This is a genomic window from Kitasatospora sp. CB01950 (genome assembly GCF_001905465.1).
Classification (GTDB): Bacteria; Actinomycetota; Actinomycetes; order Streptomycetales; family Streptomycetaceae; genus Kitasatospora.
Genome location: NZ_LISX01000011.1, coordinates 79,303 through 97,238 on the forward strand (window position 1 = coordinate 79,303; position 17,936 = coordinate 97,238).

Genomic DNA, 17,936 nt, shown 5'->3' on the forward strand with positions numbered 1-17,936 from the left:
GGCCGCGCCACTGCGGCGGCGCGGTGCAGCCATGCGGCGGGCCGTGCTCGACGCGACCGTGCGACTGCTCGCCGAGGGCGGGCTCGACGCCGCCAGCGTGTCGGCCGTCGCCGCGGCCGCCGGCGTCCACGAGACCTCCGTGTACCGCAACTGGGGCACCCGCGAGCGGCTGCTGCTGGAGGCGCTCGCCGACTGGACCGACCACGCGCTGCCGCTGCCCGACACCGGCACCCTGCGCGAGGACCTGCGTCAACTCCTCACCGCCCTCGCCGCGTTCCTCGACACCCCGGAGGGCCCCGCGCTGCTGCACCTGAGCATCGCCCCGGCCACCGCCGAGACCCGCAGCCATCGTGACGCCTACTGGGCCGCACGGCTGGAGCGCGCCGAACTGCTGCTGAGCCGGGCCGCCGAACGCGGCGAGATCCGGGCGGACATCGACCCCCGGGCGGCCGTCGAGGCGCTGATGAGCCCGCTGTTCGCCCGCCACCTGCTGCTCGGCGAACCCGTCACCCCCGCCTTCCTCGACTCCCTGGTCGACCTGGTGCTGGACGGCCTGTCCCCGCGCTGACCCCGGCCCCGCCCGGCCCCGCCCGGCGCTGACCCCGGCCCCGCCCGGCGCCGCACGGCGAGTGGCGCGCGCCGCTGCCCGAAAGGGCACGCACCCGGACTCCCGGCCACGGCACTGCCCTGAGATGCCTTTGTGAAAAATCGGAGTCCGAGGCATCGGATTTGTGTGCGCCTTCCCGTAGCCTGAACCGCGCAATCCGCCACACACACCCCATGCCTGACATGTCGTCAGTGCATCGCTTCTCCCTGCCTTGGAGCCGCCATGAGTTCCGACCGTTACCACTGGGACCGCTCGCACCCCGGCCTGACCGCACTGCGCGAGGCGATAGAGCCCGTGCGTCAGGAGGTCGTCGGCCACCCCATCTACCAGGAGCTGAACTCCCTGGAGCGGGTCCGGACCTTCCAGGAACGCCATGTGTTCGCGGTCTGGGACTTCATGTCGCTGCTCAAGTGCCTGCAGCGGCAACTGACGTGCGTGGAGCTCCCGTGGCTGCCGAGCGGCCCGACGGCGAGCCGGCGACTCATCAACGAAATCGTCCTGGTCGAGGAGAGCGACGAGCTCGGCGACGGCTACATCAGCCACTTCGAGCTCTACCTCGACGGCATGGCCCGGGCCGGCGCCGACACCGGCGCGGTGACCGAATTCCTGCGCCTGCTCGGCACCGGCACCGCGGTCGCCGACGCGGCGAAGCAGGCCGAAATCCCCGCCGCAGCCGCCGAGTTCATGGCGGTCACCTGGGACATCATCGAGAACGCGCCGGTGCACTGCCAGGCCGCGGCCTTCGCGTTCGGCCGCGAGGACCTGATCCCGGAGATGTTCGAGCAGGTCATCCGGATCGAGGACGCGGACAACCGGCTGACCGTCTTCAAGGACTACCTCGCCCGCCACATCGAGGTGGACGGCGAGCAGCACACGCCGATGGCCATGCAGATGCTCATCGACCTCTGCGGCGACGACCACGAACGCTGGACCCAGTGCGCCGACACAGTCCAGCGCGCCCTGGCCGCCCGCGTCGCCCTCTGGGACGGAATCCTCGCGGACTGCACCGCCTGAGCCCCGACCGCCCCGCCCCCGCCGGGCGCCGGCCCCCGCCGGCCGCCCGGCGGCACCGCCGAGACCCCCCGGGCAATTCGAACTGGCCGCTGCCGGCCGGATGACGAGACCTCGTGCCGACCTCGGCGCGGCAGTTGCGCCGGGGTACTGCTCGGAGGGCACGGCCGGTTCCGGGCTCCGCGACGCGGCCTGTCCCAGCGCCGTCCCCGGCCCGGCCGTCACCGCTCGGCGGGCGTGGCGGTGGGACGGCCCGGCTCGGTGCGGGCGCACCGTGCGGAGGGTATGCCGGGGGGATGGCCGACGCCACGGACTTCGACGCCGCCGCGACCGCGATTCCCCTCGGGACGGCCTCCCGGTTCACCGACGGCCGACGTCCGGACGCCGCCCCCGCCGTCCGGCTCGTCGCCCGGCCACGTGCTGACCCACCTCGCCCGCAACGCCAACGGTGGCCTCCGGCTGCCGAGTTGGGCCCGGTCCGGGGTGGAGACGCCCGAGTGTCCGAGCCCCACCGCGCCCGACACGCAGACCGCTCACGCCCCCGTCAACGGACAGCAGACACTCCCCGGTCCACCCCGGCAGAATGACACGGCCGGGCGGCCGCCGCTCAGCATTCAGGCCCCAATCCTGGCTCGCTGCACACCACCGGCACATCGCAGGGACCACCACCTGTCACCACCGACAACACGACGAAAACCTCAGTAGGTGCCGCCCGGGCCCCGCGAGTTGCCGGCGGACCCCGCTCGCGCGGGGAGGACCTGGCACGCCTCGGCCTCCGTAGGGACAGAGCGGCGTGCACCAGTCAAAGACGTGCCCGTGGAGGGACGTTGAGAGGAGGTCACTGCCCGGCTCGGCGCCCGGGCCGAGGGAAGGGAGCCCCGCAGCGACGCCGTAAAGTGCTCCGTGTGCCTCCGCTTGAGATCTCCGACCTGATCACCGCAGCCGACCCGGCCACCGGACGACGGCTGCCGGTTCGGCGTGCCGAGGTCGTCGAGCGGCTGCGCGCGCACGGCGACTCGCGGGCCGCCAGGATCGTGGCGGGCCTGCCCGCCGACCGGGACGGAGTGCTGGACGGGGTCGCCGTGGACCGGCTGCTGATCAGCGTGCACACCGAGATGCAGCGCCTGAGCGAGGAACTGCGCATCGGCGAGCGCCTCGTCCACCTGCTCCGCCCGCTGTTCACCGCGATCCGGGCCTCAGGCGTGCCGGGGCCGTATCGCCTGGTCGACATCGGCTGCGGGCTGGGCTACCTGGTCCGTTGGCTGGCGGCCACCGGCGCCCTTGCTCCGGACGTCGAGCTGCTGGGGGTCGACCTCGACGCGGCGCTGGTCGGCGAGGCGGCGCGTCTGGCCCGGGACGAGGAACTGAACTGCCGCTTCGTCCACGGCGATGCCTTCGCGCTGCCGGAGGCCGCCACCGTGTACGTGTCCACCGGCGTGCTGCACCACTTCCCCGAGCCGGCGCTGACGGAATTCTTCGCAGCCCAGGGAGCGTCCCCGGCCCTGGCGTTCTGCCACTACGACATCGCCGCGACCGGCCTCGCCCCCGTCGGCGCGTGGATGTTCCACCGCGCCCGGATGCGCCACCCGCTGGGCCGACACGACGGCGTCGTCTCCGCCCGGCGGGCCCACAGCGACGAGACCCTGCTGCGGACCGCTGCAGCCTCGGGCATGCGACCACTGCTCTACGAGCCCCGACGCATCGCCAACCCCTTCTGCACCACCCTGCGCCCGGTCCTCGGCCTGCGCCCGCACCTGGAAGCACCCCTGCGCCAGGCCCTCGGCCGCTCCTCCCGCCGGCTCCTGGGCCCCGAGCAGCTCGTCCAGGCCGCCCGATGACACCTGCTCTGCCACTGGCGGCACTCGGCGTGATCGACGCGGCGTTCAGCGGTTTCCGCGCCTATGCCGGCCGCGACGCCCGCATCCGCAAGCATCGGGCCAACACGCGTGCCGCCCTGCGCGGACTGGCCGTCGGGACCGTCCTGCTGCTCGCCCCCGCAGTGACCGCCGTCCTCCACCTGCTCACCGCCGCCGACCCGCAGCGCGCCTACGCGGCGCTGACCGCCGGCGGCTCGGGCTACCTGCTCCCGCTCACCCTCTACGCCACCGCAGTCCTCCTCTCGCTCGCCGCCTACCTCCTCCTGCCGTTCCGCGCCAGCACCCTCGCCATGGTCGTCGGACTCGGCCCGCTCACCCTCCTGCGCCCACTCGCCATCGCCGCCGCCTGCCTCGGCGCGCTCCTCAACGGCGGCGGCTGGGCCTCCCTCCTGGTCGGCGCAGTGGCGGGCGCAGCCATGCTGTCCGTCGAGCCCCTCGTCCACCACCACTGGTACCGCCCCGCCCACACCGTCACCGAGCACTGACGGCGCTCCTCACCACCTCGGCGGCGAGGTCACCCCGCCTCCCGGCCGGCCCGGTGCCGGACCTGGGGAAAGGCATCAGGCCGAGCCGCGCCTGGGATGCCGCTACCGGTGCACGTTCGCCTGTACCGGGTTGCGTGCCTTCACGTGTACGCCGACACCCCCGCTCGCGCGGGGAGGACTTGACGTTGAACGAGAATCGGTCGCCGGTGGCTGGCTGACCCCCGCTCGCGCAGGGAGGACACAAGAGGTCGCCAGCAGAATCGGCACCGACCTGGCCGACCGTCAGCGCAGGTCGGCCGCCAGCCTCATCGTCCCGGACCGGGACCGCTCGCGCGGCACCGCCGCCGGTCTGCAGCCGGTGATGCTGTGCAGGCGTCACGGAACAGTGACGCGTAGGTGAATGACCCCATGGGCGCAAGGCGCGCCTCGGCGCTCTAGCTAGTCGTCCCCGTCCCCGACGCCCCCGTGGGGTGGCTACCATCTGCTTATGGTCGATCACGAGACGGCGTTTCAGTCCCTGGACGGTACCGCGCTGTTCGGCACGGTCTGCTCGGCGGAGACGCCGATCGGGATGGCGGTGTTGGTCCACGGGTCGGGGGTGACCCGGGAGGAGGGCGGCTTCTTCACGCGCCTGGCCGCCGGCCTGGCCGCCTCAGGGGTGACCAGTCTGCGGTTCGACCTGCGGGCGCACGGGGCCAGCGGCGGGCGGGAGTCGGAGCTGACGATCGCCTCGGTGACCAACGACATCCGCGCGGCCTGCGACCACCTGCGTGCGCACACCGGCCGTCCGGGCCCGGTGCACGTGATCGCCGCGTCGTTCTCCGGCGGCGCCGCCGCGCTGCACGCCGCCCACCGGCCCGATGAGGTCGACAAGTTGGTGCTGCTGAACCCGCGGCTGGACTACAAGGAGCGGTACGTCACCTCCCGGCCGGGCTGGTCGGAGGACTACCTGTCCGGGGACATGGCGGTGCGGCTGGAGGAGCAGGGCTTCACGGAGAAGTCGCCGTTCGAGCTGAACCGGGCCCTGTTGAACGAGGTGTTCTACCTGGACACCCCGGCGATCCTGGCCGTGGTGCGGGCGCCGGTGCTGATTGTGCACGGCACCGCGGACACCTTCGTGCCGGTCGAATCCTCCCGGCGGTACCGGCCGATGTTCGGCGGGCCGGTGGAGCTGGTGGAGCTGGACGGGGCCCAGCACGGCTTCGCCGTCCACGACGACCCCAAGTACCTGCACCCCAAGTCGCAGGCGTGGCAGAGTGAAGTGATTGGGAAGGTCGGCGCCTTCCTGGGTTAGGTCACCGCCAGGTCGCCGAGGCGTTGGCGGAACTCCCGTGCGGCCGGTCGGTGGGCGTATGGCGCGAGGTCGGCGGCGGTGCGGTGGAGCTCGGCCAGGACCTGCCCGAAGCGGGTTCCGGCAGCGAGTGCCAGGGCTTCCATCGCGGCGCCGGCGGCCTCGTCCGGTTCACCGGCCGCGACCAGGGCACCGGAGTACTGGGCGGTGAAGAACGCGCGGTCGCGCGGCGCGAACGCGGCCGTGGCGAGGTGTTCGCCGAAGAGGCTGACGGCCCGTTCGCTCTGGCCGGCTTCTCGGTAGCAGATCGCGCTCTGCGCCATGAGGCGCTGGTTGGTGTAGCCGTCGCCGAGCGGGCCGGTGCAGCTGGCGGGCCCGCTCGGCGGGGCGGCCTGGCCAAGGGCGGTGTGCGCCTGGTCGAGCGTGCGGGCCACCTCCTCGATGCGGGCGCCGGTCAGGGCCAGCGCCCGGGCCTGCTGCTGGAACGCTTCCGCGCGCGGCCGTGGCGGCAGCGTCCAGGGGCCGGTGGTGGCGGCGCGGGCGAGGTCGAGCATCCGGGCCGCGTCGGTGCGGTCGGTGGCTTGGGCCTGGCGGAGCAGGACATAGGCGTGCATGGCGCCGTCGCCGGTCAGTGTCGCCCACTCCTTCGCCTGGTGGTGCCAGTACGCGACGGAGGGGGCGGGGGCGCCGGCGTCGTGGTGGAGCCAGGCGGCGAGCTCGGCGCCCCGGGCTCCGAGGACCAGCAGCTCGCGCCGCAGACCGGGGGCGGTGGTGCGGGCGGCGGAGTTGATCGCGGCAAGGATGCCCAGCACGGTGGGCAGCGCCTCGTGCGGGCCGGCCAAGCCGTCGGCGCGGGCGGCGTCGTCCAGCGCGGTCCGCAGGTGTCCGAGGAGCTCGCCCTCGTCGTAGCGCCGGGCACCGTGGGCGGCGGCGGTGAGGTGGTCCAGGGCGTCAAGGTCGAGCACCGGGGCGGCGTCCGCCAGGCCCAGGAACGTCCGTCGGCGCACGTCGCGCTCCTCCAGCTTCTCTTCGCTCCCGTCCGGGCGCCGTCCGGTGGGCCGGGCGGGCCGTCGAAAGCCGAGGTCCTCAAGAGGGCAGCCGAACATCTCCTCCAGGACGCGTCTCGCGTCGCGGTTGGGCCAGGTCGACTCACCCGACTCCCATCGCCTCACCTGCCGCACCGAGATCCTGGCCTGCTCGCCCAGCTCACGGGCCGTGTCGTCGTACGCGGCGGTGAAGTCCTCCTGGGTGTGCCAGCCGCGCTCGACGCGAGCCGCGACGAGGCGCCAGTTGGCGAAGGCGTGTTCGGGCACGGGCACCCCCGGATTCCAGGACAACCACGGTAGCCATCATGGCCACCGTGAGCGAGGTGCCGGTACCTACCCGTCACGGTGTCCGGTGAAGCGTCCGGTGATCCGGCCTCGACCCGGGCGGCGCCCGGCGCTGAACTGCGAGCACCGGACCGGCCCACCCGGCCGAGTCCCCAACACCCCCTCTACACAAGGAGGACGCCATGAAGACCACCACCCCGGCGAAGGCCCCGGCCGTCACGCTCGACCCGAAGAAGGTCGCCGCGCTCCAGGCCAAGGTCAACCGGCTCGTCGGCACCGGCGCGCTGGCCGCCGCCCCGCACACCTACCACCACTGAGGTGCTCCCGGAGGGCGGGACGGCTGGGGCCGTCCCGCCCTCCGGGGCTCTCTACCCCCGGTTCCGAACACCCCTTGGAGGCAACCCGTGGACACCCGCTTGGAGCTGACGTTTTTGGGCCACCAGACCTGGCTGGTCCAGGGCGCCGACCACCGCGTCCTGATCGACCCCGTCCTCACGGAGGCGTTCGGTCTGCCCGGCCGGGCCGAGTGCCGGGTGTGGCCGCCGCGCCGGATCGACGCCGGGCTGATGCCCCGCCCGGACGCCGTCGTGCTCACCCACGAGCACCTCGACCACTTCCACCTGCCGTCCCTGGACCTGTTGGACCGTCAGACGCCGGTCTACACCGGTCCGCTGCTGCCCGCCCCGGTCGAGGAGGCGATCGTGAGGCTCGGCTTCGAAGTCCGCCGGGTCGACCACACCACCCCGATCGAGCTGGGCGACCTGCGCGTCACCCTCTACCCGGCCGGCGCCCGGACCCTGTTCTGGGAGGACCGCGTCGTCCAGCCCTGCCTGCGGGTCGGCGACGGCCCAGCGGTGTTCATCGCGGTCGACGCCGACCCCTCGGACCTGTACCTCCAGCAGGTCGCCGAAGGCGCCCAGCCCGTGCCGCGGATGGCGATCGTCTCCAACAACTCCCAGATCGTGCCGCCCGGCATGCCCGCATCCTCCGTCAACCTGCTGCCCGGCATGGACGGCACCCGGCACAAGGCCGGCCTGAGTGTGCTCAACCAGCTGCTGCTGGAGGTCCTCGCCCCGCTCGACGGCGTCGCGGACGTGGCGCTGTGCGGCAACGGCTTCCTGCCCCCGGGCTCGCCGCACGGACCGTTCCTCTACTCCGATCACCCGAAGATGGCCTCGGCCGCCAACGGCCTGCAGCACCTCTTCCACGTCCACGGCCCGCGTCCGGGTGAGCGGCTGACCGTCCCGGCCTTGCCCGCGCAGAAGGTGACGTCGGATCAGGTCGGCTGGGTGCGGATCGACGACGACTTCGAGTACGAGGCGCTCATCGCCCACGCCGCGTTCCTGGCCGACCCTGGCGCCGTCGAGCTGGTCCCGCTCGCCGAGCCGCCCGTTGACCAGGACCAGGCCCTCGCCGAGGTCCGGGCCGCGCTGCCGCGGCTGGGCCGCGAGCTGCTGGCCACCGGCACCGGGATGCTGGCGTGCAGCATCCACGAGTACCTCTCCGGCCCGCTCGGCCCCCACCGCGCGGTGCTGCGGCTCAAGGACGGCCCCGGCGGCGAGCTCTGTCAGTTCGCCTGGGACGTCACCACCGCCGGCTTCGTCCAGGTCGAGGCGACCGGCCGGGAGGAGGCGATGGCCGCCTACCCGTTCGGCGTGGAGATGTTCTTCCAGGACTACCTGGCCCTGCTCCAGGGGCGGCTGCAGGTGTGGGACGTGGCCGGCGGCGCGATGGAGTGCTGGCACATCGGCCGCCCCCTCGACAGCCTCGTCTACGCTTTCTTCGGCATCTACGGCGAGCACCAGCGCCCCGACCTCGCCGCCCTGTCCTACGTGAACCTGGCCGCGGGCATCACGGCCCGGGCGGGAGCCCGGTGACCACCGCCCCGGCCACGGCCGCCCAGGCACTGACCGGACTGGCCCGCATCCGCCCAGCCGGGTGGCTGGCCACCCCGATGCCCTCCGACCCCGTCGACCTTCTCGTCCGCGCCCGCCAGGTGCTCTCTGCCGACCACCCCGGCGTGAACGGCCGGGTCAGCGTGGTCAGCGCCCGGTACACCGCCGCGGTGTTCGTGGTGCACCGGCCGCCGCCGGAGGTCCCGTTGGTGCTCAAGCTCCACGCCGACCCGGCCGCGTACGCCGGGGAGACGCTGGCGTACGCGCTGCTGGCCGAGACCGCGCCCATCGCCCGGCTGTACGCGGAGGCCGAGGAGTCGCTGTCGCTGCTGCTGGAGTACCTGCCCGAGCCCGCCGACTGGACCGGGACGGCGATGCCCGCGCTGCTGGCCGAGCGGGTCGCCGCCATCCACACAACCTCACTACGGCTGCCCGGCGAGGCCGCCGAAGCGATGGCCGGCTTCACCCTCGCGGCTCTGCACGCCGCCCCGGCCCCCGCCTGGATCACCGACCCGCCCGCGTACGACGAGGTGCTGGCCGCACACCTGGACGCCTACAGCCCCGACCTGGTCCCGCTGGGACACCTCGACCTCAAGTCCGAACACCTGCGCAGGCGCCCGGACGGCGAGCTGGTCCTGCTCGACGTGGAGAGCGTGCGCCCGGACGTGACCGGGCTGATCGACTTGGTGACCCTGCCCGCCGTCCTGCGGCAGGCCGGGCACGACATCGGCCCGGCCCGGGCGCTGGGCCTGTACCTGGACGCCACCGCCGCGCGCGGCGCCCGCTGGACGGCCGGCTCGCTGAAGGCCGCCCTGCGCGCGTACGCAGCGGCCACCGGACTGGATAGCCTGCACGGCCTGGACCGGTGAACGAACAACGCCCGGTGCCCCGCCGACCGTGGTGGTCGGCGGGGCACCGGGCGTTCGCGTGCCGCTACGGGCCCTCGATGCCGACGATCGTGCCGAACGGGTCACGCAGCTGGGCGATCCGCCGACCCTGCTCGATCGTCAGCGGGCCGCGGTGGTGCTCGCAGCCGGCCGCCAGCAGCCGTTCCCGAACCTGGTCGATGTCGTCCACACCCCAGTACACGACCGGACTGCCGCCCCTCGGGTTGCGCTCGTCGTCGGCGGGGTGGAAGCCGAACTTGACCTTGCCCACCTCCACCCAGGCGTAAACGGCCCCGGTGTCGCTGACGTCCAGCTTCACGGGGACGTCCAAGACCTCACCCCACCACCGGGCCGACGCCTCGGGGTCCACGGCAAAGGTCATCACGGTGGTCACTTTCTTGAACACGGTCTGCCTCCAAGGGGGTTGCCAGCCTTCGGGGGGCCGGCCAGGGTGAGCCCGAAAGCCGTGAGGGGATGAACTCGGTGCATCAGCAGTGCGGTTCGGCGGGGTCATCGCCGGCCGGGTCGTGCTCGTCCTCCTGGCCGCCCTGGCCGGTCCAGGCATCGAGGGGTCCGGGCAGGCCGGGCTCGTCGGCGCCGAGCTGGAGGGCACCGACCTTGAGTCGGCGCAGGCCGGGGATCACGGGTGCACCTCTTCGATCTCGGCGGCGGTGAGGACGGTGCGCTGGGCGACCAGACGCTCGCGCAGGTCGATCTCCTCGGCGGTGAGCGGGTCTTCGGGCTGGCGGATGCGCGCGGGTACGGACCGCTGCGGCAGGTCGTCCTCGGCGGCGGCGTTCTCCTCGGCTTCGGCGAGCGCCCGGTATTCGGCGAGCGCCCGGTACACGGAGGTGACGGAGAAGTTCTTGCTGGCGTTCCTGCCGTCCTTGATGACGAGCTTCCCGGCGATCTCGGAGACGGGGACGCCCTTGGCCTTGAGCGCGAGGGCGAAGGTGAGCATGTCGTCGCTGATGACCTTCGGCCGGCCGCCATGGTTGCCCTTCGCGGCGGCGGCCACCTGGCCCTCCAGGGTCTTCTCCCGGATGTAGTTGCGGTCGAGCTGGGCGCCGACGGCCAGCACGGCGAAGAACATCGCGCCGAAGCCGTTGGGGTCGTAGATGCCGGTCATCGGGCCGGTGAGGAGTTCGAGCAGGATGCCCGCCCTCTCAAGGTCGGCGGCCATCTGCATGAGCTCGGCGGCGTTGCGGGCCAGGCGCTTCAACTCGTGGACGGTCAGGATGACCACCTGGTCGGGGGCGGCCTCCTTGAACTGGCGGGCGAGGCCGAGCGCGGCCTCCATCTGCGGCCGGTGCTTGATCCGTGTGCTGATCTTCTCCTGGAAGACCTTCGCGCACCCGGCCGCGGCCAGGGCGACGAGCTGGCTCTCCAGCTCCTGCTCGGCGGTCGAGCAACGCGCCTACCCGATCCGGATCGGCGGGCACCAGCACCTCCAGGTCCTCGCGGAGCCTGGGGACGAGGATGAACCGGGCGGTGCGGTAGTTCGCCGCCGTCTTGCCGCCCATCGTCCGGCACGCACTGTCCGCCGGGACTTCACACTTCGGGCAATCGTGATGTTCCACCGCAGATGCGGCCTGATCGGGTGTCAGATCCACGCCGGAAGTCTCTCAGAGGTGCGTTGCAGAACGCCGGAGCTTTTTTGGGAGGTTCTTTGCGAGTGGAGACACGGGCAAACCGGACACATCTCGGGGGTCTCGCAGAACTCTCGCGACTGTTCATTTGCGAGAGTGACGTTCCGTCATATCCCTGACTCTGCGCTACTTGACCCCTGGCGGCGGCCATACGAGCGTCGCACGGGTGTTCAGGTGGGTTCGAGGTCGGCCGCGTCGGCCTCCCACTCGAACCCGCCTCCGGCCGGCCGGACGAAGATCCGTCGGCGCAGGAGCTTGCCCGTCTCGGTGTCGCGCTCGACCAGTTGGCCGCTGATCGTGCCGGTGCGGCCGTCGCGCTTGTCCCGCACCAGTTTGCCGAGGGCCGGGTGGGGCGGGCTGCTGATGGGCACGCCCCACCCTCTGCGGCCGTCGGGCGTCATCGGCGGCCCACTATGGCAGTCACCGCAGCCGTCACATCGTGCCGCGGCCCGGCCCCTGCTGGTCGTCGAACGCGGCCATCTCGCGGGCCCGCTCGGCCCGATCCTCGGCGTCCTGGGCGATCCACGACGAGAAGATGTCGCCGGTGGCGTCGATGATGTCGTTCAGGAGCTTGGCCCCCTTGGGGACTTGGAGGCTGCCGAACAGGCGCCGGCCTGACGGCTCCTGCTGGCGATGGCGCAGGTGGTGCGTCAGTATGCTGACTTTCTGTGAGTGTGCGCGTCGCAGGATGTCACCGCTGTGCACCGCCGCCACGACGCTAACCACGGGAGTGGAGAGGAGCGTGAGCAGTATCGGCCCGTATCCGCCGTCGGAGGCCACTGCCACGACGACGGTCTCGCCGAGATATGTCGTCCCGGCGACAATCCCGGCGAGTAGTCCTCGCAGCGAAGTGCGCCCAGCCAGCCACTCAGGTGACAGCGCAAGTGCTGCACCGGTGATCGCGCCGACCAGAACGCCGACACCCAGGCTTCCGCCACCCATGATCGCGAGTCGGGAGAGACCCGGCAGGGCATGCGGCTTCGTGAGGAGCTGCGCGACAGCGGCGCCGAGCCATAACGAGGCGGCCAGCCCGGCAGGCACAGCTCCTATTCGGACTCCCAGTCGAACACCACGTCGGATCACAACGGCGATCACGGTACGAACCCCCACCACTTGACCACGACCACTCTATGAAAAACATTGAACGCGTTCAAATTGGCTGTGAAGATGTGCCCTGCTGACCCCCGCTCGAGCAGGGAAGAGGGCCGTGTGGGAGGAAGTCGAGTGAAGGATTCCGGCTGATTCCCGCTCACGCGGGGAGGGCCGCATCAGGCGCTCGTGCGCCAGGGTGCTGGTCGGCTGACCCCCGCTCGCGCGGGGAAGACGTTCGGATGGTCGACCTCGGCCAGGAAGCGGCGGGCTGACCCCCGCTCGCGCGGGGAAGACGCTTCGCGACCCGCAGCGTTCCAGCGGCTTTGCAGCTTCTTTGCCATGTCCGGCCGCTGGTGGAGCTTCAGGTACCAAGGAGCGACGTGCGGGAGCACCGTGCCACGGCGGTGCGACGTTACCGCGGGGAAGTAGAGGGTATCGGTGCCCGCGCCGCCAACTGGCCCCGCTCGAGCGGGGGCTGGCGTTCACCTTGCAGGGGTGAGGACGGCCTCTCCGCATGCCGGGCGCCGGCCCGGTGGTGCGTCGTGCTCCGGCGCTGTCGAGGTTGGCGTTCTTCTGCTGGCGGCCGGGCCTGCGGCTCCGTTGTGGCCCGGGTCTCCGGTGAGAGTGCATTGCTTCGGGAACCACAAGATCCGCGTCTCTTCCACTTTGCCCGCCGTCCGGGGGACCCTGGAACTACCGGGCTGGTCCGGCCTGTTGACGAAACGTCGGAACTCTCTTGGAGGGGCAGCCATGGGCGAGGACTGGTACGTGGACGATCGGTGCACCGGGTGCGACGTGGCGCGGCAGCTCGCGCCGGGGCTGATTGCGCAGGTGGGTCGGGGTTCGGAGGTGGCGCGCCAGCCGCGTGACGCGGTGGAGACGGCGCGGCTGAATGCTGCCGCGTTCGCCTGCCACACCCGGTCGATCCGCCGGCACTCGGGGCCGCTGGATCCGGTGGACGATCCGTTCCCGTTGGCCATCGACGAGCGGGTGCTGCTCTGCGGCCACAATGCGCGTCAGACGGCCGGTGCCAACTCCTACCTGCTGCGCCGCCCGGGCGGCACCGTGATGATGATCGACACGCCGCGCTGGTCGGAGTCGCTGGCCGCCCGGTACGAGGCGGTGGGCCCGGTGACGGACGTCCTGCTCACCCATCGGGACCACGCCGCGCACGGCCGCCGCTACGCGGACCGGTTCGGCGCCCGGCTGTGGATCCACGAAGGCGATCTGGCGGCCGCACCGGACGCCGACCGGGTGCTGAGCGGCGTCGATCCGGTGGAGATCGCCGAGGGCGTGGTCGCCCACCCCGTGCCGGGCCACACCGAGGGCAGCGTGCTGTACCTCGCCGACCGCCGGTACTGCTTCAGCGGCGACAGCATCTACTGGTCGCGCGCCGCCGGGGCGCTGGCCGTCGCCGAACACGTCACCTGGTACTCCATCGAGGAGCAGGCCGCCTCGCTGGCCCGCGTCGCGCCGCTGCTGCACTTCGAGTGGATGCTGCCGGGCCACGGCGACCGCAAGCACCTGGCGCCCGCCCGGATGGCCGAGCAGCTGCGCGACCTGGTCGCCCGCACCGCCCAACTGACGTCCGGGCCGGTGGACTTCGCCGCCCACCAATGGTGATCGACCGGTGATCGACACCGCGTGCCGCCGGGCAGGTACGGTGTCCCGATGACCATTCGGGTGATCGTGCTCAACGGCGGTTCCAGCAGCGGCAAGAGCAGCATCGCGCGCTCGCTCCAGGCCCAACTGCCGGAACCCTGGCTGATCTTCGGCATCGACGGCCTGATCGACTCGATGCCGCTCGCGCTGCTCCAGGGCGACGCCGGGATCGAGCTCGGAGGGGACGGCACCGTCGCCGTCGGCGGCACCTTCCGCCGCCTGGAGGCCGCCTGGATGGCCGGCATCGCCGCCACCGCCCTGGCCGGCGCACCGGTCATCGTCGACGACGTGTTCCTCTCCGGACGCAACTCCCAACTCCGTTGGACCAAAGCACTGTTGGACCTCGACGTGCTCTGGGCCGGGGTCCGCTGCGACCCCGCCGAGGCGACCGCCCGCGAGCGCGCCCGCCCCGACCGCACCCCGGGCATGGCCGCCGACCAGGCGCTCCGCGTCCACCTCGGCGTCCACTACGACCTGGAGCTCGACACCACCCGCACCCCGCCCGCCGACTGCGCCCGCGCCATCGTGCAACGACTGGCGCGGTCGGGCCGGTAGCGGCTTCTCCCACTCGGGTCCCGACCGGTTCCCGAGGACGGTTGCGGAGGGAGGCGGGCGAGGGAGGCGGGCGAGGGCGGTGGCCGGCACCGGACGGATGCCCGCCGCTCGGCATGGGCCCGGCCTGCTTCGGGATCGCCGCCGCGGGCTGGAAGTACACGCTGTTCGCCGCCCCGCCCGAGGAGCCGATCTCCGGGGAGTTCGCGAACTACCCGTGGCTGGAGGCGAGCTTCATGTCCGGGCTGTACGTCCTGGTCGGGATCGGCGCGCTGCTGTTCCCGTTCGCCCTGCGCCGCCCCAGGACCTGGTTGAGCCCGACCATCGGGATCGTCTGGGGACTGGCCGGGCTCGCCTTCCTGATCTTCGGCGGGCTGAACTACTTCACCCACATCGGACCGATCGTCAACACCATGTGACCCGTGGGCCGTGAGTCCCCGTCACGGCCCACCGGGCGTCAGCGTGCGCCCACCGCATCAGTGCGCACGGCGTCAGCGCGCGCCCACCGAGTCAGTGCGCCCACCGCATCAGTGCGCACGGCGTCAGTGCGCGCCCACCGCCGTGATCTTGACGACGGCGCGGCCCTCCTCGTCGGAGCCGTACAGGTCGACCTCGGCGGAGATGCCCCAGTCGTGGTCGCCGTTCGGGTCGTCGAAGATCTGCCGGACCCGCCACAGGCCCTCGTCCTCGACCTCCTCGATCAGGAGCATCTTCGGGCCACGCGCGTTCGGGCCGGTGAACAGGTCGTCGTACTCCTCCCAGTACCCGTCCATCGCGTCCGCCCAGCGGTCCGCGTCCCAGCCGTCCTCGCCGTCCAGCCCGGCCAGCTCGTCGTAGTGCTCCAGCGCGCACAGCTCGACCCGGCGGAACAGCTCGTTGCGGACCAGTACCCGGAAGGCGCGGGAGTTCGCGGTGACCGGCGCCGGCTTGTCGTCGAGGCGGACCTCGCCGGCCTCCGGCTCGGTCGGGTTGGCCAGCGCCTCCCACTCGTCCAGCAGCGAGGAGTCGACCTGCCGGACCAGCTCGCCCAGCCAGGCGATGACGTCCTTCAGGTCATCGGTCTTGATGTCGTCCGGGACGGTCTGCTCCAGCGCCTTGAACGCGCCCGCCAGGTAGCGCAGCACGATGCCCTCGGTGCGCGCCAGCTCGTAGAAGCCCACGTAGTCGGTGAACGTCATGGCCCGCTCGTACAGGTCGCGGACCACCGACTTCGGACGCAGCGGGTGGTCGCCGATCCACGGGTGCGCCCGCCGGTACACGTCGTAGGCGTGGCCTAGCTGCTCCTCCAGCGGCTTCGGGTACGTGATCTCCTGGAGCCGGTTCATCCGCTCCTCGTACTCGATGCCGTCGCGCTTCATCTCCGCCACGGCCTCGCCGCGCGCCTTGTTCTCCTGCGAGGCGAGGATCTGCCGCGGGTCGTCGAGCGTCGCCTCGACCACCGAGACGACGTCCAGGGAGTAGGACGGCGACTCCGGGTCGAGCAGGTCGAACGCGGCCAGCGCGAAGGTGGACAGCGGCTGGTTCAGCGCGAAGTTCTCCTGCAGGTCCAGGGTCAGACGCACCGTGCGGCCCTCGGAGTCCGGCTGGTCGAGCTGCTCCACCACGCCGCCCTCCAGCAGCGAACGGTAGATGGCGATCGCGGTCCGGATGTGGCGGCGCTGCGCCGGGCGGTCCTCGTGGTTGTCGGTGAGCAGCTTGCGCATCGCCTCGAACGCGTTGCCCGGGCGGCCGATGACGGACAGCAGCATGGCGTGGCTGACCTTGAACCGGGACACCAGCGGCTCCGGGTCGGCGCCGATCAGCCGCTCGAAGGTCTCCTCGGTCCACGAGACGAACCCGTCCGGGGCCTTCTTGCGGACGACCTTCTTGCGCTTCTTCGGGTCGTCGCCGGCCTTCGCCAGCGCCCGGTCGTTCTCCACCACGTGCTCCGGCGCCTGCGCCACCACCTGGCCGACGGTGTCGAACCCGGCGCGGCCCGCGCGACCGGCGATCTGGTGGAACTCGCGGGCCCGCAGGATCCGCACCCGCTGCCCGTCGTACTTGGACAGCGCCGTGAACAGCACCGTGCGGATCGGCACGTTGACGCCGACGCCCAGGGTGTCGGTGCCGCAGATCACCTTCAGCAGACCGGCCTGCGCGAGGCGCTCCACCAGACGGCGGTACTTCGGCAGCATGCCGGCGTGGTGCACGCCGATCCCGTGCCGGACATAACGCGACAGATTGCGACCGAACTTGGTGGTGAAACGGAAGTTGCCGATCAGATCGGCGATCGCGTCCTTCTCCTGCTTCGAGCACATGTTGATGCTCATCAGCGACTGCGCCCGCTCCACCGCCTCCTTCTGCGTGAAGTGGACGACGTACACCGGCGCCTGACCGGTGTTCAGCAGCTCCTCCAGCGTGTCGTGGAGCGAGGTGCGGCGGTACTCGTAGAACAGCGGCACCGGGCGGGTCACCGAACGCACCGCCACGGTCGGGCGGCCGGTGCGGCGGGTCAGGTCCTCCTCGAAGCGGCGGACGTCGCCGAGGGTCGCCGACATCAACAGGAACTGCGCGTGCGAGAGTTCGAGCAGCGGGATCTGCCACGCCCAGCCGCGGTCCGGCTCCGCGTAGAAGTGGAACTCGTCCATCACGACCTGGCCGATGTCGGCGCGCGGGCCGTCGTGCAGCGCGATCTGCGCCAGTACCTCGGCGGTGCAGCAGATGATCGGCGCGGTCGGGTTCACCGAGGCGTCGCCGGTCATCATGCCGACCTGCTCGGTGCCGAAGATCTTGCACAGGTCGAAGAACTTCTCCGACACCAGCGCCTTGATCGGCGCCGTGTAGAACGTCCGCTTGCCCTCGGCCAGCGCGGCGAAGTGCGCGCCCGCCGCGACCAGGGACTTGCCGGAGCCGGTCGGCGTCGCCAGGATCACGTTGTTCCCGGAGACCAGCTCGATCAGCGCCTCCTCCTGGGCGGGGTAGAGGGTGATGCCGCGATCCGACGCCCACTCGGCGAAGGTCTCGAACAGCGAGTCGGGCGTGGCGGGTTTCGGCATCAGGTCCAGGAGGGTCACCCCGCTATCTTGCCCGCCCGGCACGACCATGGGCAAAGCTCGCCCCCGCACGGTCCTTTCTTGTGACCGCCGGACCGCCCGGCGGCTTCGGTGTGTCGCCGCCCGATCGCCGTGCGTGACGGGAACGATCGGGTTCGCCCGCCCCGAAACCTCCGGGGGCGGCCCGACCCGACGGAAGGACATCCATGCGCAGACAACTCGTCGGCACCGGCCTGGCCGCAGCCCTGGTGGTGGCGGTCGCGGCAGGCCCGGCCGCGGCGTTCGCCGAGACCGTGACGGCGACGGGCGCCCCGAGCGGCGTCATCGCGATCTGCCCCGACAACATCAGCCCCACCGACGTGCACGTGACCGACGGCGACGGTACCCCGCTGGGCCCCGGCCAGCGGGTGCGCACCACCGCCGTCGGCTCCACCGGCGTCGGCGCGTGGATCGCCCCTTACGACGGCTCCCCGCCGCCGCCCGCCGCCATCCGCCTCACCATCACCTGCACCGACGGGAGCTGACCTGCCGGCGGCGGGTCGGGCGCAGGTGACGACCCGGCCCG

General features: G+C 72.1%; 19 protein-coding genes and 1 pseudogene. 12 read left to right on the forward strand and 8 right to left on the reverse strand.

Annotated elements, in window-relative coordinates; genetic code table 11:
- The first annotated feature begins 31 nt into the window (after positions 1-31).
- From AMK19_RS25345 to AMK19_RS25365, 5 genes are all read left to right on the forward strand, one after another.
- Positions 32-568 (forward strand): TetR-like C-terminal domain-containing protein, encoded by a 537-nt coding sequence (locus tag AMK19_RS25345; RefSeq protein ID WP_073815606.1) that lies wholly within the window; start codon positions 32-34, stop codon positions 566-568.
- A 261-nt stretch (positions 569-829) separates the two neighbouring features.
- Positions 830-1,621 (forward strand): DUF3050 domain-containing protein, encoded by a 792-nt coding sequence (locus AMK19_RS25350; RefSeq protein WP_073815608.1) that lies wholly within the window; start codon positions 830-832, stop codon positions 1,619-1,621.
- Between the two features lie 902 nt (positions 1,622-2,523).
- A complete protein-coding gene (locus AMK19_RS25355) occupies positions 2,524-3,456 on the forward strand; it encodes a class I SAM-dependent methyltransferase (RefSeq protein WP_073815610.1) in 933 nt (310 codons plus the stop codon).
- Positions 3,453-3,980: a hypothetical protein gene (locus AMK19_RS25360; protein ID WP_073815611.1), complete on the forward strand. Its 528-nt coding sequence runs from the start codon at positions 3,453-3,455 to the stop codon at positions 3,978-3,980. Before AMK19_RS25355 ends, AMK19_RS25360 begins: the two co-directional genes overlap by 4 nt.
- 487 nt (positions 3,981-4,467) lie before the next feature.
- Positions 4,468-5,274, forward strand: coding sequence for an alpha/beta hydrolase (locus AMK19_RS25365; protein ID WP_073815613.1), 807 nt, complete (start codon positions 4,468-4,470; stop codon positions 5,272-5,274).
- On the opposite strand, the gene AMK19_RS25370 is transcribed toward AMK19_RS25365, so the two are convergent.
- On the reverse strand, positions 5,271-6,590 hold the full coding sequence (locus AMK19_RS25370) for a helix-turn-helix domain-containing protein (protein WP_083647340.1): 1,320 nt from the start codon (positions 6,588-6,590) through the stop codon (positions 5,271-5,273). The two genes, AMK19_RS25365 and AMK19_RS25370, sit on opposite strands and share 4 nt — an antisense overlap.
- A gap of 194 nt (positions 6,591-6,784) precedes the next feature.
- On the opposite strand from AMK19_RS25370, the gene AMK19_RS38225 reads away from it, so the two are divergent.
- The 3 genes from AMK19_RS38225 (at position 6,785) to AMK19_RS25380 (ending at position 9,366) form a co-directional block, all read left to right on the forward strand.
- Entirely contained in the window at positions 6,785-6,919 is a 135-nt protein-coding gene (locus AMK19_RS38225; protein ID WP_274536998.1) for a hypothetical protein, read from the forward strand.
- Between the two features lie 87 nt (positions 6,920-7,006).
- Positions 7,007-8,479: an MBL fold metallo-hydrolase gene (locus AMK19_RS25375; RefSeq protein WP_073815615.1), complete on the forward strand. Its 1,473-nt coding sequence runs from the start codon at positions 7,007-7,009 to the stop codon at positions 8,477-8,479.
- Positions 8,476-9,366 carry a hypothetical protein gene (locus AMK19_RS25380; RefSeq protein WP_073815616.1) on the forward strand — a complete coding sequence of 297 codons (891 nt, stop codon included), beginning with the start codon at positions 8,476-8,478 and terminating at the stop codon, positions 9,364-9,366. Before AMK19_RS25375 ends, AMK19_RS25380 begins: the two co-directional genes overlap by 4 nt.
- A gap of 64 nt (positions 9,367-9,430) precedes the next feature.
- Here the strand turns inward: AMK19_RS25380 and AMK19_RS25385 are convergent, their stop codons facing one another.
- The 6 genes and pseudogenes from AMK19_RS25385 to AMK19_RS25400 form a co-directional block, all read right to left on the reverse strand.
- Positions 9,431-9,790, reverse strand: a complete 360-nt coding sequence (locus tag AMK19_RS25385; protein WP_073815618.1) for a VOC family protein — start codon at positions 9,788-9,790, stop codon at positions 9,431-9,433.
- 82 nt (positions 9,791-9,872) lie between these two features.
- The gene (locus AMK19_RS36115; RefSeq protein ID WP_158071944.1) at positions 9,873-10,028 is read right to left on the reverse strand and encodes a hypothetical protein; all 156 of its coding nucleotides are present in this window, start codon (positions 10,026-10,028) and stop codon (positions 9,873-9,875) included.
- Positions 10,025-10,774 (reverse strand): recombinase family protein, encoded by a 750-nt coding sequence (locus AMK19_RS34555; RefSeq protein ID WP_338015816.1) that lies wholly within the window; start codon positions 10,772-10,774, stop codon positions 10,025-10,027. Before AMK19_RS34555 ends, AMK19_RS36115 begins: the two co-directional genes overlap by 4 nt.
- Before the next feature lie 121 nt (positions 10,775-10,895).
- Positions 10,896-10,997, reverse strand: a pseudogene (locus AMK19_RS38690) (hypothetical protein); the annotation flags it as partial.
- 206 nt (positions 10,998-11,203) lie between these two features.
- Positions 11,204-11,404 (reverse strand): hypothetical protein, encoded by a 201-nt coding sequence (locus AMK19_RS25395; protein ID WP_083647341.1) that lies wholly within the window; start codon positions 11,402-11,404, stop codon positions 11,204-11,206.
- A 61-nt stretch (positions 11,405-11,465) separates the two neighbouring features.
- Entirely contained in the window at positions 11,466-12,074 is a 609-nt protein-coding gene (locus AMK19_RS25400) for a hypothetical protein (RefSeq protein ID WP_073815621.1), read from the reverse strand.
- An 801-nt stretch (positions 12,075-12,875) separates the two neighbouring features.
- Here AMK19_RS25400 and AMK19_RS25405 point away from each other — a divergent pair.
- The 3 genes from AMK19_RS25405 (at position 12,876) to AMK19_RS25415 (ending at position 14,758) form a co-directional block, all read left to right on the forward strand.
- Positions 12,876-13,748 carry an MBL fold metallo-hydrolase gene (locus tag AMK19_RS25405; protein ID WP_073815623.1) on the forward strand — a complete coding sequence of 291 codons (873 nt, stop codon included), beginning with the start codon at positions 12,876-12,878 and terminating at the stop codon, positions 13,746-13,748.
- 48 nt (positions 13,749-13,796) lie between these two features.
- Positions 13,797-14,342 carry a chloramphenicol phosphotransferase CPT family protein gene (locus AMK19_RS25410; protein ID WP_198953440.1) on the forward strand — a complete coding sequence of 182 codons (546 nt, stop codon included), beginning with the start codon at positions 13,797-13,799 and terminating at the stop codon, positions 14,340-14,342.
- A 113-nt stretch (positions 14,343-14,455) separates the two neighbouring features.
- Entirely contained in the window at positions 14,456-14,758 is a 303-nt protein-coding gene (locus AMK19_RS25415; protein WP_241844575.1) for a DUF981 family protein, read from the forward strand.
- A gap of 123 nt (positions 14,759-14,881) precedes the next feature.
- Here AMK19_RS25415 and AMK19_RS25420 read toward each other — a convergent pair whose 3' ends face one another.
- On the reverse strand, positions 14,882-17,374 hold the full coding sequence (locus AMK19_RS25420; RefSeq protein ID WP_443135040.1) for a DEAD/DEAH box helicase: 2,493 nt from the start codon (positions 17,372-17,374) through the stop codon (positions 14,882-14,884).
- A gap of 203 nt (positions 17,375-17,577) precedes the next feature.
- Here AMK19_RS25420 and AMK19_RS25425 point away from each other — a divergent pair, with 203 nt between their 5' ends.
- On the forward strand, positions 17,578-17,895 hold the full coding sequence (locus AMK19_RS25425; RefSeq protein ID WP_073815626.1) for a hypothetical protein: 318 nt from the start codon (positions 17,578-17,580) through the stop codon (positions 17,893-17,895).
- Positions 17,896-17,936 lie beyond the last annotated feature (41 nt).

Excerpts from the sequence above, each read along its gene's own strand:
- AMK19_RS25365 (WP_073815613.1), top strand. The coding sequence starts at position 4,468 with ATGGTCGATCACGAGACGGCGTTTCAGTCCCTGGACGGTACCGCGCTG.
- AMK19_RS25410 (WP_198953440.1), top strand. The coding sequence starts at position 13,797 with ATGACCATTCGGGTGATCGTGCTCAACGGCGGTTCCAGCAGCGGCAAG.
- AMK19_RS25420 (WP_443135040.1), bottom strand. The coding sequence starts at position 17,374 with ATGCCGAAACCCGCCACGCCCGACTCGCTGTTCGAGACCTTCGCCGAG.
- AMK19_RS25350 (WP_073815608.1), top strand. The coding sequence starts at position 830 with ATGAGTTCCGACCGTTACCACTGGGACCGCTCGCACCCCGGCCTGACC.
- AMK19_RS38225 (WP_274536998.1), top strand. The coding sequence starts at position 6,785 with ATGAAGACCACCACCCCGGCGAAGGCCCCGGCCGTCACGCTCGACCCG.
- AMK19_RS25425 (WP_073815626.1), top strand. The coding sequence starts at position 17,578 with ATGCGCAGACAACTCGTCGGCACCGGCCTGGCCGCAGCCCTGGTGGTG.
- AMK19_RS25345 (WP_073815606.1), top strand. The coding sequence starts at position 32 with ATGCGGCGGGCCGTGCTCGACGCGACCGTGCGACTGCTCGCCGAGGGC.
- AMK19_RS25415 (WP_241844575.1), top strand. The coding sequence starts at position 14,456 with ATGGGCCCGGCCTGCTTCGGGATCGCCGCCGCGGGCTGGAAGTACACG.
- AMK19_RS25360 (WP_073815611.1), top strand. The coding sequence starts at position 3,453 with ATGACACCTGCTCTGCCACTGGCGGCACTCGGCGTGATCGACGCGGCG.
- AMK19_RS25405 (WP_073815623.1), top strand. The coding sequence starts at position 12,876 with ATGGGCGAGGACTGGTACGTGGACGATCGGTGCACCGGGTGCGACGTG.